The following is a 15,404-nucleotide window of genomic DNA, read 5'->3' as shown; positions in this document are numbered from 1 at the left end:
TTATGTATGATATTAGCTCTAATACTGGATGATCTCATTGTGGACTATTTACCCTTATTTGTTGAGCTTAAATCCCGATCTGTACTGCTGGTGGGGGGAGGAGAAATCGCTTCCCGCAAGGCGGGCTTATTGTTGAGTACAGGGGCAGCATTAACGATTGTTGCCCCTGAATTACATGTTGAACTCCAGAAACGTTATCAAAAGGGGGAATTTGAGTGGCGGGAAGGAACATTTAAAACAGAATATCTTGATGGGGTGTTTTTAGTGATTGCAGCCACTGATGATCACGAACTCAACCAGCATATTTTTGCGGAAGCCAACAGTCACGCTATTTTAGTCAATGTTGTTGATAATCAACCTCTTTGTTCAGCAATCTTTCCATCAATCATCGATCGCTCTCCGGTAATCGTAGCAATTTCATCGGCAGGAAAATCCCCGGTATTGACAAAATTACTGCGAGAAAAACTGGAAACCTTACTGCCATTTCATCTTGGCACAATGGCAAAAATTGCAGGAAACTGGCGTAAACGGGTGAAACAGCGGCTGGCTTCCATCCGTCAGCGGCGCCACTTTTGGGAAAAGGCCTTTAATGGACGCTTTTCCACACTGATAGCCAATGGGCAATTACAACAAGCAGAAGAGCAACTCGAACAACAATTGGTGCAAACTCAGATTCAGACACAAGGAGAACTGGCTTTGGTCGGCGCAGGGCCGGGAGACCCGGGGTTACTGACGTTAAAAGGTCTGCAAGTCATCCAGCAAGCTGACGTTGTACTTTATGACCATCTGGTGAGTGCAGAAATTCTGGAGTTAGTGCGCCGCGATGCAGACAAAATCTGTGTTGGCAAAAGAGCAGGAAACCATTCCGTTCCACAAGAAGAAACTAATGCCCTGATCATCAAATTAGCGAATCAGGGGAAAAAAGTGGTTCGCCTGAAAGGTGGTGATCCGTTTATTTTTGGTCGAGGAGGAGAAGAGCTACTTGTTGCAGCAGAGGCAGAGATACCTTTTCATGTTGTTCCCGGAATTACTGCGGCGGTAGGTGCTTCGGCTTATGCCGGCATTCCATTGACCCACAGGGAGCATTCACAAAGCGTCACTTTTATTACAGGACATTGCCGTGAAAATGGCAATGAACTGGATTGGCCTGCACTCGCGCGGGGCAACCAAACTCTGGCAATTTACATGGGCATCATGAAATCTGCTTTGATCAGCCAGAAATTGATTTTACATGGTCGAGATCCCAATACTCCCGTTGCCGTGATTGGTTGTGGTACCCGCCCTGAACAGCAAGTGTTGACCGGAACGTTATCTGAACTGGAACGGTTGGCGCAGAAAGCACCATCGCCTGCTTTGCTTGTGGTAGGAGAGGTGGTTCAACTCCACCACCAGATAGCATGGTTTAGGCAGCAGTCCGTTGATCAAATTCAACTGATTGATCAAGAAAACGCTGGAGTTCAAGTAAGTCGCCCAGCTGTTATTGATTTCGCATAAGGAACAGTCAATGGACGAAAAAAGATTGACACATCTACAGCAACTTGAAGCTGAAAGCATTCATATCATTCGGGAAGTGGCGGCTGAATTTGCTAATCCTGTGATGCTATATTCGATTGGAAAAGATTCCTCAGTGATGTTGCATCTCGCGCGCAAGGCATTCTATCCGGGAAAATTGCCTTTTCCTTTATTGCACGTGGATACCGGCTGGAAATTTCGGGATATGTATGACTTCCGCGATCGCACTGCGGAAAAATATGGTTTTGAATTACTGGCTTACCGTAATCCGCAAGGAGAATCGCTGGGGATTAACCCTTTTATTCATGGCAGTGCAAAACATACTGACATTATGAAAACAGAAGGGCTGAAACAGGCACTGGATAAATATGGATTTGATGCCGCATTCGGTGGAGCACGGCGAGATGAAGAAAAATCGCGGGCTAAAGAACGTATTTATTCATTCCGTGACCGTTCCCACCGCTGGGATCCCAAAAACCAGCGTCCGGAGCTTTGGCGTAACTATAACGGTCAGATCAACAAAGGGGAAAGCATTCGCGTATTCCCGCTATCCAACTGGACTGAGCTGGATATCTGGCAATATATCTATCTGGAACAGATAGATATCGTTCCCCTTTATTTCGCCAAACCTCGCCCGGTTGTACAGCGCGAAGGAACGTTGATTATGGTTGATGATGATCGCATAGATTTAAAATCTGGAGAAGTCATCAGCCAGCGTAAAGTACGTTTCAGAACACTTGGCTGTTGGCCGCTGACAGGCGCTGTGGAATCGGAAGCAGAAACATTGCCAGAAATCATAGAAGAAATGTTGATATCGACAACCAGTGAACGACAGGGGCGATTGATTGACAGTGATCAGTCCGGATCGATGGAGCTGAAAAAGCGTCAGGGTTATTTTTAAGGAGTTCAAATATGCCAGCAGTTGCACACAACGAAATCATCGCCAGCCAGATTAAACAGCAAGGTGGTGTTGAAGCTTACCTGCATGCACAGCAGGATAAAGGATTGCTGCGCTTTTTAACCTGCGGTAGCGTTGATGATGGGAAAAGCACATTGATTGGCCGTTTGCTGCATGACACCCGCCAAATTTATGAAGATCAGCTTGCGACGCTACAAAGTGACAGCAAGCGGATCGGAACTCAGGGCGAAAAACTGGATTTGGCATTATTGGTTGATGGGTTAGCCGCTGAGCGGGAACAAGGCATCACCATTGACGTGGCATACCGTTATTTCTCCACGGAAACACGTAAATTCATCATTGCGGATACACCGGGGCATGAACAATATACCCGTAATATGGCGACAGGTGCTTCAACCAGTGATCTCTCTATTTTGCTGATTGATGCGCGAAAAGGTGTTCAAGAACAAACTCGCCGCCACAGTTTTATCAGCACCTTGCTGGGTATCCGCCATCTGGTTGTGGCGGTGAATAAAATGGATTTGCTGGGCTATCGACAAGAGATATTTGAGCAGATCAAACAGGATTACTTGAATTTTGCCGCTCAATTACCCGCCAACCTAAGTATTTATTTCGTTCCAATTTCGGCATTGGAAGGAGATAACATTGTTACTCGTAGCGAAAAAATGGCATGGCATACCGGGGAAACTTTACTGAATATTCTTGAGAGAGTGGATGTACAGACAAAATTGGCAGAACAACCCCTGCGTTTTCCTGTGCAATATGTTAACCGTCCGGATCTCGATTTTCGTGGATACAGCGGTACTTTATCATCAGGAGTTTTACGCCAAGGCCAAAAAATCAAAGTTATGCCATCAGGTTCAGTTTCTACGGTGGAAAGAATAGTCACTTTTAGTGGTGATCTGCCATTTGCTGTACCTGGGGAAGCGATCACTGTTGTATTAAAAGATGAAATTGATATCAGTCGTGGAGATCTGTTGATTGCCTTTGAAGATCAAATGAAGACCAGCCGTCATGCTTTGGTTGATGTTGTATGGATGTCAGAGCAGCCATTGATTCAGGGGCAAAGTTTGGATATCAAAGTCGCAGGCAGAAAGAGCCGAGGAAAAGTCGATAATGTCCAATATCAGGTAGATATTAACAACTTGACGCAGAAAGTTGCAGTTGAATTGCCGCTGAATGCGATTGGGCTGGTGGAATTCTCATTTGATGAACCACTATTGCTTGACAGCTATGCACAAAATGAGGATATCGGCGGAATTATACTTATTGACCGCTTGACTAACGTCACTGTCGGAGCCGGATTAGTACGTGAAGTTCAAACCGATGTTTACGAAGAATCCAGGGAATACAGTGAATTTGAACTGGAGTTCAACCGATTAGTCCGCCGCCATTTTCCACATTGGGGCGCTCGTGACTTACTGGGGGGAAAATAAGTGTCTCAGGATAAAACACCCGTTTCATCTGTTGCTTCGGATATCGTTTCCCTTGATATTGTCTGGCATTCACATGCCTTGGATAGGAAACAACGGGAAACTGCGAATGGGCATCCAGCATTTGTAATTTGGTTCACCGGGCTATCCGGTTCTGGGAAATCCACCCTTGCGGGAGCACTGGAACAGACCTTGTTTTTGCAGGGGATCAAAACTTACCTGCTGGATGGTGACAATGTACGTCATGGCCTGTGTAGTGATTTGGGGTTTTCCGAAGCGGATAGATGGGAGAATATCCGACGTGTCGGAGAAGTCTCTAAATTGATGGTTGATGCTGGATTGGTTGTATTGACAGCATTTATTTCCCCCAATAGAGCAGAAAGGCAAAAAGTACGTGAACTCATGCAAGAGGGGCAATTTATTGAAGTGTATGTCGATACACCATTAGAAGTGTGCGAAGCCCGTGATCCCAAAGGGCTATATAAAAAAGCACGAGCAGGAGAACTGCGTAATTTCACGGGCATTGATGCTGTTTATGAAACACCTGAACAGCCTGATATTTATTTGGATGGTTCACAGCCAGTGGAAGCATTGATCGGAAAATTGCTTTTTATACTGAAAAGCGATGGTATTTTGCCTGCTTAATTCTCTCCCCTGAACAAATCATCATGAAACACATTATTATTGAGAGTGGAATAATGTGTTTCTATACACTTCGTCTTTCAAGCTGCCTCTTTGTTGGCTGCGCTCGCTCACCCCGGTCACATAGTTATCTATGCTCCCGGGGATTTGCTCTCTTGCCGTCGCGATGCAACTTGAAATCCATTGTGTATATACCCAATGAATTTCGAGTTTCAGCAACACAGTTATTAATTGGAAGACAAAGGGTACACAGACATTTAATTCCCTTGGTTTCCATTACATCTTATTACCATGTCTTTCGAGCATGTTTTATAAGCAGTTTTGGAGAGTGAGTGGCGTCATGCTTTCAGTTGTGGGATGATTAGCGGGTTTTCAGGGGGGGAGATGGGCAAACTAACGCTACTATTGCTGCTTATACTTGGTTGGTTACAGTATTCGCTGTGGTTCGGCAAAAATGGCATTCACGATTATGTGCGGGTTAAGTCTGAGGTTGATAAGCAAGAGGTCGATAACCTTAAGCTTAAGACACGCAATGATCAGCTATTTGCTGAAATCAAAGATCTTAAAGGGGGGCAAGAAGCGATTGAAGAGCGTGCCCGTAATGAATTAGGCATGATTAAGCCGGGAGAATCCTTTTACCGTATGGTGCCGGATACCTCGAAACAAAGTGCACAATAGTCTTTGAATCAGAAAAACAAATTAATTGAAATGAATAATTCAACGTATCATTCTCCTACTGATAGCTCTCTTGCTGATAGTTCTCTTGCCGACAATGCTTTTTCTGAAATAGTTGCATTGATCCCGGCTGCGGGCATTGGTAGCCGGATGAAATCAGATTGCCCAAAACAGTATCTCAAGGTTGCCGGCAAAACTATCCTTGAACATACTTTAGCTGCATTGCTTGAACATCCCCGTATTCAGAGCATCATTGTTGCTCTGAATCCTGCTGATACACAATTCGAACAACTGAGTATCGCTTCAGATCCACGCATTACCACAGTGAAGGGCGGAGAGGAACGGGCAGATTCCGTATTGTCTGGGTTGGATTACTTATCTGGTTTGCCGACAGACAGACAGATCTGGGTTTTAGTACACGATGCAGCCCGTCCCTGCCTTCATGGAAGTGACCTTGATAATTTGCTACGGTTGATTGATCAAAGCGAAGAGTTTCCTGATGTGTGTGGTGGCCTTCTGGCATCACCGGTGAGGGATACCATGAAACGTATGATGCCGCCATCAGAAGAAGAATTACCCACAAATTACCATTCTGCCATTGACCATACCGTTGACCGCAATGGGCTTTGGCATGCCCTGACCCCACAGCTATTCCCTTTGCAGCTATTACGTGATTGCCTGATCAAATCACTTGCAGAAAATGCCTGTATCACCGATGAATCTTCGGCACTGGAGTATTGCGGTTATCATCCTGTATTAATTAATGGACGAGCAGACAATATTAAAGTCACTCAACCTGAAGATTTGGCATTGGCTGAGTTTTACCTATCCCGAAAATTTAAGGAATCTATCGTATGAGAATTGGACACGGTTTTGATGTGCATAAATTTGGCGGAGAAGGACCGTTGGTTATTGGGGGTGTTCGTATTCCTTATGAGCAAGGACTCATTGCCCATTCAGACGGTGACGTTGCTTTACATGCTGCCACTGACGCCCTGTTGGGCGCGGCCGCACTGGGTGATATTGGTAAATTGTTTCCTGATACCGACCCTGCCTTTAAAGGGGCAGATAGCCGTGAACTGCTGAAAGAAGCCTACCGCCGTATCCGTGCAAAAGGTTACCGGATTGGGAATCTGGATATCACCATTATTGCACAGGCCCCGAAAATGCTACCTCATATTCCCCAGATGCGAGTCAATCTGGCAGAAGATCTTGAATGCCATATGGATGATATTAACGTTAAAGCAACAACCACAGAAAAACTGGGATTTATTGGTCGTAAAGAAGGTATTGCCTGTGAAGCAGTGGCTTTGCTGGTAAAGGAATAAGCATGACATTAAGTGAATTACATTGGCTTTATGGCCAACCGGAAGCGACTGGCGTTGTCAAAGCCTTACCAGAAGATTTTATTGTTCGTGAAGATCTGGGATTTTCTCCTGATGGAGAAGGTGAACACTTGATAGTACATATCCGCAAGACGGGATGTAACACTCAGTTTGTAGCTGATCACCTTGCCCGCTTTGCAAAAATTCCGGCTCGTTCTGTGAGTTATGCAGGATTAAAAGATCGCAATGCGGTTACAGAACAGTGGTTCTGTCTGCACTTACCGGGAAAACAAGATCCGGATTTAACTGCATTCCAGCTTGAAGGTTGTGAAGTACTGGCTACTTCCCGCCAGAAACGAAAATTACGGATTGGCGCATTGAAAGGTAATGATTTTACTCTGGTGTTAAGAGCAATTTCAGACCGGCAATCTGTGGAAAAACGTTTGCAGCAAATATCACAGGGTGGTGTTCCAAATTATTTTGGCGAGCAGCGTTTTGGACGTGATGGACAAAATCTCGTACAGGCTCAGCGCTGGGCTGCTAATGAAATTCAGGTCAAAGAACGTAATCGGCGTAGTTTTTACCTCTCTGCCTGCCGCAGCGCTATGTTTAATGCCATTGCCAGTACACGTATCGAATTGGATGAACACCGACAGGTAAAAAATGGTGACGCTTTGCAACTAACCGGACGTGGTAGCTGGTTTGTGGCTGATGAGCCTGAATTGGCGGTATTACAGCAGCGGGTTATGGATGGAGAATTACAAATAACTGCACCTTTACCGGGTGACAAGGTGTTGGGAACACAGGATCAGGCTCTGGGTTTTGAACAGCAGTGTTTATTGGGCTATGAGTCATTTTGGGCGCTGGTTAAACGTGAACGTGTAGAGAGTACCCGCAGGGCAATTCTGGTAAAACCGCAAAACCTGAATTGGGAATGGTTGGATGAACACACTGTTACTCTCCATTTTTCACTGCCATCCGGTAGCTTTGCAACCAGCGTTGTCAGAGAATTGATCAATCAGGACCAAAATAACGTTGTGGATATTGCGGAGTAATCTGCACTAGCATATCATGCAATCTCACTACATCTCAGGTATTGCTATAATACCAAGATAGATAAGGCTTGCTAGTCTCAATACATCTCAACTCATATCTTGACAGCTCACAAAAAACAGGACAACTTACAGGACAACATTATCTTGTCCGGAGTTGTCCTGTCATGCCATTAACAGATACTAAAATCAAAAATGCCAAGCCTAAAGACAAGCCTTATAAATTGCCTGATGGTAATGGGTTATACCTTGAAGTTCGTCCCACCGGTGGTAAGTTCTGGAGGTATCGTTTTTGGTTAACTCCAACTAAAGACAATCGATACACTATTGGGGAGTACCCTTATATTGGTTTGGCTGATGCCAGAAAAGAACGTGATTGGGCAAAAGAACAGGTAAAAAAAGGACTCAACCCTACAGAGATTAGGAGGAAAGAAAAGCACCTAGTTGAAATTGAAAAGGGGAATACTTTCAAGATCATTGCCTTAGAATGGATGGAAAAAAAAGAGGTTAACTGGGAAGGAGGAACGCTCGAGCAAGTAAAAACGTTCTTGGATAAAAACTGCTATCCAGCATTTGGCGATAAACCCATCAAAGAAGTTAACGCCCACGACATTCTGAAAGTTTTAAAATCAATGGAGGAGAGAGGTTCAGCTTCATCAGCGTTAAAAATTAGACAATGGTGTTCCGCTATTTTCTGTTATGCAGTGTCAACACTTAGAGCTGAATATGATCCAGCAGCAGCCTTGAAAGGTGCAATTATTCGCCCCAAAACCAGTCACTCGCGTTGCCTTTCCAATGAAGAGATTAAGCTTTATTTTGAAAGATTGGAACAAGCCAGAGTTTATCCCCAGACAAGACTGGCATTGAGCATATTGCCGTTTGTGTTCGTTCGTCAAGCAGAACTACGAAAGTCAACTTGGGATGAAATTGATTTTGATAATAAGCTCTGGATCATAAAGGCCGAACGAATGAAGATGAAGCGTTCTCATAGTGTCCCTCTAACTGATCGAATGCTATCGACCTTTAGGAAACTTGAGATTTTGTTTGGCAATAACGAGCAAAGATTAATTTTCCCCGGTATTAATACCCCAAATAAACCTCTCGGTGAGAGTACGTTAAATAGAGCTATTGAGTATATGGGATTTGGCTCCAAATATATAACATGCCACGACTTTCGCGCCACTGCATCAACCACTCTATATGAAATGGGTTTCAGGCGCGAAGTCATAGAAAAGCAATTAGCACATGCTGAACAAAACAGATCCGTTGCTGCATACAACCATGCCGAGTATCTAAATGAAAGGCGGGAAATGATGGAAGCATGGGAGGAGCATCTGTTAAGTATTGCAAGTGGGGGTGCTTTTTCTTGATACCCTAGTGCTAAATCCACGATTAAGAGAGTCGATATAAGGTTGTAAATCACTCTCTTTCCATTTTGAACTGCGGCCATCTTTTAGCGGCTTTGGTATTAGTCCACTCTCAATTTTTCTGTATAGGGTCGCCCTACTGAGTGACAGAACATCACAAACTTGCTTTCTGTTTAATAACTTATCCATTTCTAATCTCCTTCTGCAAATCCACTATATATTGACGCAGCCAATTCTTGGCTGTTGATTTTCTCTGCTGGTACTCTGTCATGAGTGGTTTAAATTTGAGGGTGTATTTATCGAGAATTGCGGTAACTGCTTTGTCGTCATATTTGGGTATCCGGTTTTTACGGGGCGGGGGTTGAGCATTACCACTATGTTTGAACCAGAGCTTGTCATTGGGCGAAAAGTAGAACTAGAAACATCGTTACCTGATGCCAATGCTGTCTATATAGCTACGCAAGCCGAACATCATTTAACGTCTTGGATTGAGGGTGGACAGTGGAACACCTCATGTATATTAAAACCTATGGGAAAGGAGAATAAATAATGGGTAAGCTGAATATCGATCCAACCGACATGAATACTGATGCAAATGTTCAAGATTTCATCATGCGTCAATTTCTTGGTCGCCACCATTTTATAACTTTGTCTCGCGTCATTAATGTCGATAAGGATACTGTAGATGTGGAGCCAATGGTTTATGAAGTGACAGGTGATGGTGAGCCAGTAAACAAAGGGATTGTTTACGGAGTTCCTTTCTGGCGACTACAGCGTGGTGGTAGTGCTGTGATTATGAATCCAGTAGTAGGTGATATTGGCGTGATTGCCATATGTGATAGAGATATCAGTGTGGTAAAGGTCACTAGAAAACCAGCAATGCCGGGCGCAAAAAGGTTTCACAATATGTCTAATGCTATCTATCTTGGCGGCGTACTGAACTCTGAGCCAACACAGTATGTTGAGTTCGCTGACAATCAGATAAATATCGTTTCACCAAATAAGATTAACGTTAACGCACCTCAAGTCGAAGTAACAGCAAACACCTCCTATACTGTAAATGCCCCCGTTATCACGCTGAACGGCGCTGTAACACAGGGCGGTGGTAGTCACGGTGGTGATGCTAAGTTCGGTGGCTCTATTGATGCCAAGGGTGAGATCACAGGTAATGGGGTTAAACTTTCGTCACATGTGCATGGTGGTGTAGAATCAGGCGGTTCAAAAACCAACAAGCCGGAGTAGAGGTAATGGAAAGAAAACTATTGGTTGCAATCTCCACAGTATTGCTCCTATCTGGATGCTCTATCTCTGAGGAGAATACAGCATTAGGAAAAGAACGAAATAGCGTAACGACTGACGAACAACGGTTTAATTATCTCACTCGTGCTGCACAGGCAGAAAAAAATGTTTATTTGCATGGCCGTGAAATTAAGCAGTTTTCAAAAAGAAAAGATGATTACTTACGTGAAATAAAGGAAGCTTCTGAGCCGGACTCGTTCAAGAAAAGCTTGGTGTCTAAGTGTTTTAGTCTCGAAAATACCATCAAAGTTAACGCTGAATGCACATATGAGTTTTACCAGACCGAAACAGTTTCTGCGACTGAGGCAAGGAAAAAAACAGATGATGATAGGTGGAAGAAAAGAATTGAATCACCAAGTAAAGATAATTCGTATGTAGATATGAAGAAGCTAAGGAATCTTTGCGAGATTCAAGCGAAGTTCATGTTTTTTTCCTCTATAGCCTCAACTGGGCGCAATATGATGCTGAACTCAAAAACAGGGAAAGGTTATGAATACGTCCGGCTTGGGGAAGAGTTACTTCTGACAGACAAAGAAATTGGAGCTGTTGTTCAGTACTATAAAGTTAATCCAATAGCCGCCAGAATAATTTACTCGAATAGTGACTATGAAGGTAGAACAAGACAAATTATTTCTTGCATGGATTCGGGAGGGGCGGATTTGACCACTTATCATAGGCTGATAGATAACGGTAAATTGTAGTCACTGTATCGAGGTTTAGCCATCCGTGGCTTGGGGTTAGTTCAGTAACTTCTTAGCCTTTCGCTCAATTGCACACTTCGTCGAATAAGCGGCTCCAGAAACATCCCATAAATAAGTGTGGAACTTAGAAGCGATCGGTGAGTTCACTAACTCTAATGCTGGATATATCGACTCTTTCCATATATCAGTCATTTTTTTGAGTTGCGCGTAAATCACTCCGATGTTGTTTAGTTCAAGCGACAAGTCCATTTTTGTAGATTGGGGTGATGGTAGTTCTTCTTTGCCAAGATATTCACCCTCCAGCACATTTAAGAACTCTATGGCTTCGGCTATCTGCGTTGGTTCAAGCTGGGTAATATGCTTGATCTCGAAATGCTCATGAACCAGCTTCCAGATATCAGGGTAAATCCTACCAAGGCCAGTCGTGATTAAACGCTCGGCGGTTTGGCGCAACGGTGTTAACTGACTCGCTGTTGAGCGGCGGGTTTTGGGCTTTATCACTTGTGACTCTTTCCCAACCTCACGATCAAGAATATCCAGAACCCATTTTCGAAACTCTTTGGCTACATCTGTCTTGGAAAACATAGCTATCAAATGAGCGCCTCTGAGAGAGAAGACTCTAACCAGTTTTTTACGTAAGCTATTGTTTATTCCGTTGACACTCAATTTGAGGGTCATTGTCATAGCAGGTGTAAACTCATCGGAATTGCGATCATAAATCTGTGTTACTGCGTCTGTTTTCTTGTACTGTAACGCTTTAGCTAACTCAGGAGCAGTAAGCCAAATATCATTAGCATGAGACACTGTATTAAAAGCTGTGTCACGGAAAGTTAACTGATTGGTGTTATGTGTTTCACTAATTGCTATACTTAACATGTCTATTTTCCTTGGAATGGTATTAGACGATTTATTGAAGCCCTGACTATTTGCCGTAGTTGGGGCTTCACTGTTTTAGGCATTGATAAGTCCTTCGTCTTTTAACGTTTTGATTACTCGTTGTACAACCTCTGAATTGAACGACCGTCCTTCTTGTTTAGCAATTTTTTGAAGTAGATTCTTTAGATCTACGGACATTCTTAATGTGTATGCTGCCTTATCCTCTTTCATGATTACCTCTTTTGTGATTCTTTTTGATATCACAAAGATATTATTGTGAATCTACCTTGTCAAGAGGAAAGTGAATACAATTTGATATCAATATAATTAATGGTTGGATTCAATGAAAAGAGTTAGAGACATAAGCCCATACAGCATCAGAATGCCTGACGAATTAAAGGAAAAACTGACCGAAAGAGCCAAGAAACACGGGCGCTCTCTCAACTCTGAAATGGTCATGATTTTACAGGCTGCCGTAGATGAAGATGAGAACCCAAAGAGCATAGATGAACTCGCGCAGATTGAATCAGACAAATTCAAAGAGTTGTTTATGGAAACCGTCAAGAAGATGTATGAAGAAAAGAAATAATAATTACTTGATGCTCTCTCATTGAATAATAATCTATGGCAAGGAGAATTAATGAAGAAGGCTAAAAATCCAACCAGAGTAAACTCTATTGAGGTAGTTAAGTTCAGAGGGTTGGAAGATGTAAAAATAAATTTTGGCAAAAGAATTACTGCAATTTGCGGTAAGAATGGAACATCCAAATCCACCATTTTAGGTATCTTGGCTCAAATATTTAGTTTTAGAGAAGATGTTTCTGTAGAACCAAGCATAAAATTAAGTAGTTATAAATCTTTGGCTGGAAAGAGTTTCAAGTCTGATTTTTCTGAGCACTTTCGGTTTTCAGAAAAGCATGATAGAGGCGGAGATATGCATGTAAAACTATCAGTATATGATGCATATACAGGTGTTACCCCGCCAAAACTGGAGCTAAAAATTTATAATTACTCTGATAGAGCTCAAGCTAGACCTGTTGTTAGAAATAATACTACAGTTGAATGGCGCGATAGCAGTAGAAACATTACTCATCCAGTTATTTTTTTAAGCCTTAAAAGGCTTCTACCTATAACTTCAAGAGATGAATATGATGCTACTAACACTTCATTTCTAGATGAAAATAAGAATGAAATAAAAAGATTGTATCAGTATCTAACCGGAAAGGATGATGTAAGTATCTTAACTGGAACCACAGGCACTATTAATTCCATGGTTATGCATTCTGATTTGTATGACCATGAGTCAGTATCTGTAGGTGAAGATAATATAGGTCAAATAATTCAGTCATTATTATCATTTAGAAAATTAAAGGCCGAATATAGTGATTATCATGGAGGCCTCCTTCTAATTGATGAGGCAGATGCTGGTCTGTTCCCTGCCGCACAAAGAAGATTGATTGAAGTACTAGAACAAGAATGTAGAAAATATAATTTACAGGTTGTATTTACGACTCATTCTCCAACATTGATAGAAACATTGCATACGTTGTCTCAAGAGGATAGAGAAGGGAATTACAAAGTAATTTATCTAACTGATACTTATGGTAAATTAGAAGCAAAGGAAAATTGTACTTGGCTAGATATAAACTCTGACTTACATGTTGAAACTATTGAAATAGATGATGATTTATCATTACCAAAAATAAATGTTTATTTTGAAGATAAGCAAGCATATCAGATGTATTCAGCATTAATAAGAAATAGGTTAATAAATAAAATTACTCGGCCATTAAAAGAAATATCAATGAGCTGCAGTAAATATATTGATTTAATTTACTGTAAAGTTCCTGAGTTCACATCTAAAAGTATCATTATCTTAGATGGTGATGTAACTGAGCAAGAAAGTAAAAAACTAGAAAAGATATTAGGAAACAATAACCTTGTTTTTTTGCCGACTAACTTAGCGCCAGATCAGTTGTTATTTGAGTTTTTATACAACTTACCTGCTGATGATGTTTTTTGGAAAAATAATCCAATACGATTTACTAAGCCTTACTTTAAGTCGATATGTAATGACATCATTAGCAGACTTAGAATCGAAGGTGAACAAATAAATCTACTTGATTACATAAGCATGCATAAAAATGATAAAGAAGAAAAAAATAAACTTCGTGATCTTTTTAAGGGTTTCAATACCCATGACAAAGTTGAAAAATTGATTTCAGGAAAGATAGAGTTTAATCCATATGCAGTTTGGGCTAGAAGAAACAAAAAGGATGCTGCAATTTTTGCCGAAAAAATAACGAAGTCATTGAAGTCAGCGCTGTTAAATGGGCATCATGTTAGTAGTGTTACCATTGACTCTTATTTCATTGAAAAATAAGGTTTTAATTTTGTGGCCATAAAATTCTTTTACTGGTAAGCTATGGAAAAAATAGAGGGAAATGATATGCGTTTTAATACCCCACTAAGGTACCCTGGAGGAAAGGGAAAGCTTACTCAGTATTTCAAGGGGATCATAGATAAAAATGAGCTTAAGGAATGCCATTATGCAGAGCCATTCGCAGGTGGAGCTGGTCTGGCTTTGAACTTATTAGCTCATAAATATGTTAACCATATTTATTTAAATGATATTAATCCAGCTGTGTATGCTTTCTGGTACTCAGTGTTATATAACAATGATAAGTTATGCTCGCTGATAGAGAGTACTAATATCACCATAGATGAATGGTACAAGCAAAGAGATGTAATGAGTAAGTTAGACTCAAGCGATTTGCTTACATTGGGTTTTTCCGCCTTCTTTCTTAACCGTACTAACCGTTCAGGTATTTTACTTGGTGGTGTCATTGGTGGCAAAAAACAAGAAGGTAACTGGAAGTTAGATGCAAGATTTAACAAAGATAATTTGATTAAAAGAATCAAAGCAATAGGTGATAATAGCAACAAGGTATCAGTATACAATTTAGACGCCATAGATTTTATCGATGAAGTTGTAAAAAAGCTGCCTGAAAACTCGCTTACATATATAGACCCTCCTTACTATGTGAAAGGGGAGGGGTTGTATGAAAATCACTATATACATGATGATCATGTGTCCATTGCTGATAAGATTATTAATGAAATAAAGTCTCCGTGGGTAGTTTCTTATGATGACGTACCTGAAATACAAAAAATGTATACGAAATGCAAGGCATTAAATTATGAACTGAATTATAGTGTTCAAAAAAAAAGGAAAGGGCTTGAATTAATGTTTTTTAGTGAGGAACTTAATGTTCCAAACACTAGAGATCCATCTAATTATAAATATGAGTAAAGTTAAGTTGCAAAGTGTGGTGATTAAATTTCGAGCTAAAAGACATTCTTTTTATCTCAATTATTATTAGTTTTAACTTTAATCACTATATCTAAAAAGATTAGATACAAGTCATAAAATATGAACTGGTAGCCCCATCACGGGGCTTTATGATTACATTGAAGCTAGATTTTTTGATAAGAGATAGAAGAACATAACCACGAATGCAACAACTGCAATTATAATTGTCTGCTTCTTATTTTTCATTTTTTATCCATAATGTTTTAAGTAAAAACTTTTATATATTAGAG

The 15,404-nt window shown here is 41.3% G+C and carries 17 protein-coding genes and 1 pseudogene; 15 read left to right on the top strand and 3 right to left on the bottom strand.

The window, feature by feature from the left end:
* Window positions 1-39 precede the first annotated feature (39 nt).
* The 9 genes from cysG (at window position 40) to AC5JQI_RS14920 (ending at window position 8,928) form a co-directional block, all read left to right on the top strand.
* Window positions 40-1,494 (top strand): siroheme synthase CysG, encoded by a 1,455-nt coding sequence (cysG, locus tag AC5JQI_RS14960; RefSeq protein WP_493914700.1) that lies wholly within the window; start codon window positions 40-42, stop codon window positions 1,492-1,494.
* A gap of 10 nt (window positions 1,495-1,504) precedes the next feature.
* Window positions 1,505-2,413 carry a sulfate adenylyltransferase subunit CysD gene (cysD, locus tag AC5JQI_RS14955; protein WP_493912742.1) on the top strand — a complete coding sequence of 303 codons (909 nt, stop codon included), beginning with the start codon at window positions 1,505-1,507 and terminating at the stop codon, window positions 2,411-2,413.
* An 11-nt stretch (window positions 2,414-2,424) separates the two neighbouring features.
* Window positions 2,425-3,867, top strand: a complete 1,443-nt coding sequence (cysN, locus tag AC5JQI_RS14950) for a sulfate adenylyltransferase subunit CysN (protein ID WP_237386870.1) — start codon at window positions 2,425-2,427, stop codon at window positions 3,865-3,867.
* Window positions 3,868-4,509 (top strand): adenylyl-sulfate kinase, encoded by a 642-nt coding sequence (gene cysC, locus AC5JQI_RS14945; RefSeq protein ID WP_493912741.1) that lies wholly within the window; start codon window positions 3,868-3,870, stop codon window positions 4,507-4,509. It abuts the gene before it with no gap.
* A 381-nt stretch (window positions 4,510-4,890) separates the two neighbouring features.
* A complete protein-coding gene (gene ftsB / locus AC5JQI_RS14940) occupies window positions 4,891-5,184 on the top strand; it encodes a cell division protein FtsB (RefSeq protein ID WP_493912740.1) in 294 nt (97 codons plus the stop codon).
* Between the two features lie 30 nt (window positions 5,185-5,214).
* Window positions 5,215-6,039, top strand: a complete 825-nt coding sequence (gene ispD / locus AC5JQI_RS14935) for a 2-C-methyl-D-erythritol 4-phosphate cytidylyltransferase (protein ID WP_493912739.1) — start codon at window positions 5,215-5,217, stop codon at window positions 6,037-6,039.
* A complete protein-coding gene (gene ispF, locus AC5JQI_RS14930) occupies window positions 6,036-6,509 on the top strand; it encodes a 2-C-methyl-D-erythritol 2,4-cyclodiphosphate synthase (protein ID WP_323853374.1) in 474 nt (157 codons plus the stop codon). Before ispD ends, ispF begins: the two co-directional genes overlap by 4 nt.
* A gap of 2 nt (window positions 6,510-6,511) precedes the next feature.
* Window positions 6,512-7,561 (top strand): tRNA pseudouridine(13) synthase TruD, encoded by a 1,050-nt coding sequence (truD, locus tag AC5JQI_RS14925; protein WP_493912738.1) that lies wholly within the window; start codon window positions 6,512-6,514, stop codon window positions 7,559-7,561.
* A 164-nt stretch (window positions 7,562-7,725) separates the two neighbouring features.
* The gene (locus AC5JQI_RS14920) at window positions 7,726-8,928 is read left to right on the top strand and encodes a tyrosine-type recombinase/integrase (RefSeq protein ID WP_493912737.1); all 1,203 of its coding nucleotides are present in this window, start codon (window positions 7,726-7,728) and stop codon (window positions 8,926-8,928) included.
* Here AC5JQI_RS14920 and AC5JQI_RS14915 read toward each other — a convergent pair.
* Window positions 8,896-9,114, bottom strand: coding sequence for a helix-turn-helix transcriptional regulator (locus AC5JQI_RS14915; RefSeq protein ID WP_493912736.1), 219 nt, complete (start codon window positions 9,112-9,114; stop codon window positions 8,896-8,898). The two genes, AC5JQI_RS14920 and AC5JQI_RS14915, sit on opposite strands and share 33 nt — an antisense overlap.
* A gap of 187 nt (window positions 9,115-9,301) precedes the next feature.
* On the opposite strand from AC5JQI_RS14915, the gene AC5JQI_RS14910 reads away from it, so the two are divergent.
* Genes AC5JQI_RS14910 through AC5JQI_RS14900 form a run of 3 tightly spaced genes read left to right on the top strand, consistent with a single transcriptional unit; the run spans window position 9,302 to window position 10,925 of the window.
* Window positions 9,302-9,475, top strand: a complete 174-nt coding sequence (locus tag AC5JQI_RS14910) for a hypothetical protein (RefSeq protein WP_493912735.1) — start codon at window positions 9,302-9,304, stop codon at window positions 9,473-9,475.
* The gene (locus AC5JQI_RS14905) at window positions 9,475-10,167 is read left to right on the top strand and encodes an oxidoreductase (protein ID WP_493912734.1); all 693 of its coding nucleotides are present in this window, start codon (window positions 9,475-9,477) and stop codon (window positions 10,165-10,167) included. Before AC5JQI_RS14910 ends, AC5JQI_RS14905 begins: the two co-directional genes overlap by 1 nt.
* A 5-nt stretch (window positions 10,168-10,172) precedes the next feature.
* On the top strand, window positions 10,173-10,925 hold the full coding sequence (locus AC5JQI_RS14900) for a hypothetical protein (protein ID WP_493912733.1): 753 nt from the start codon (window positions 10,173-10,175) through the stop codon (window positions 10,923-10,925).
* A 480-nt stretch (window positions 10,926-11,405) separates the two neighbouring features.
* Here the strand turns inward: AC5JQI_RS14900 and AC5JQI_RS14895 are convergent.
* Both AC5JQI_RS14895 and AC5JQI_RS14890 read right to left on the bottom strand, forming a co-directional pair.
* A pseudogene (locus tag AC5JQI_RS14895) lies at window positions 11,406-11,801 on the bottom strand (BRO-N domain-containing protein); the annotation flags it as partial.
* Between the two features lie 75 nt (window positions 11,802-11,876).
* Window positions 11,877-12,032, bottom strand: a complete 156-nt coding sequence (locus tag AC5JQI_RS14890; protein ID WP_493912732.1) for an Arc family DNA-binding protein — start codon at window positions 12,030-12,032, stop codon at window positions 11,877-11,879.
* Window positions 12,033-12,144: 112 nt separating this feature from the next.
* Between AC5JQI_RS14890 and AC5JQI_RS14885 the strand changes: the two genes are divergently transcribed.
* The 3 genes from AC5JQI_RS14885 (at window position 12,145) to AC5JQI_RS14875 (ending at window position 15,114) form a co-directional block, all read left to right on the top strand.
* Window positions 12,145-12,390: an Arc family DNA-binding protein gene (locus AC5JQI_RS14885; RefSeq protein WP_493912731.1), complete on the top strand. Its 246-nt coding sequence runs from the start codon at window positions 12,145-12,147 to the stop codon at window positions 12,388-12,390.
* A gap of 51 nt (window positions 12,391-12,441) precedes the next feature.
* Window positions 12,442-14,184 carry an AAA family ATPase gene (locus tag AC5JQI_RS14880; RefSeq protein WP_493912730.1) on the top strand — a complete coding sequence of 581 codons (1,743 nt, stop codon included), beginning with the start codon at window positions 12,442-12,444 and terminating at the stop codon, window positions 14,182-14,184.
* A gap of 66 nt (window positions 14,185-14,250) precedes the next feature.
* A complete protein-coding gene (locus AC5JQI_RS14875; protein WP_493914699.1) occupies window positions 14,251-15,114 on the top strand; it encodes a DNA adenine methylase in 864 nt (287 codons plus the stop codon).
* The last annotated feature ends 290 nt before the right edge of the window (window positions 15,115-15,404 follow it).

The organism is Xenorhabdus sp. XBWT (assembly GCF_059072735.1).
Note: the sequence above shows the minus strand (reverse complement) of the source record. Positions and strands in the feature narration are given on the sequence as shown.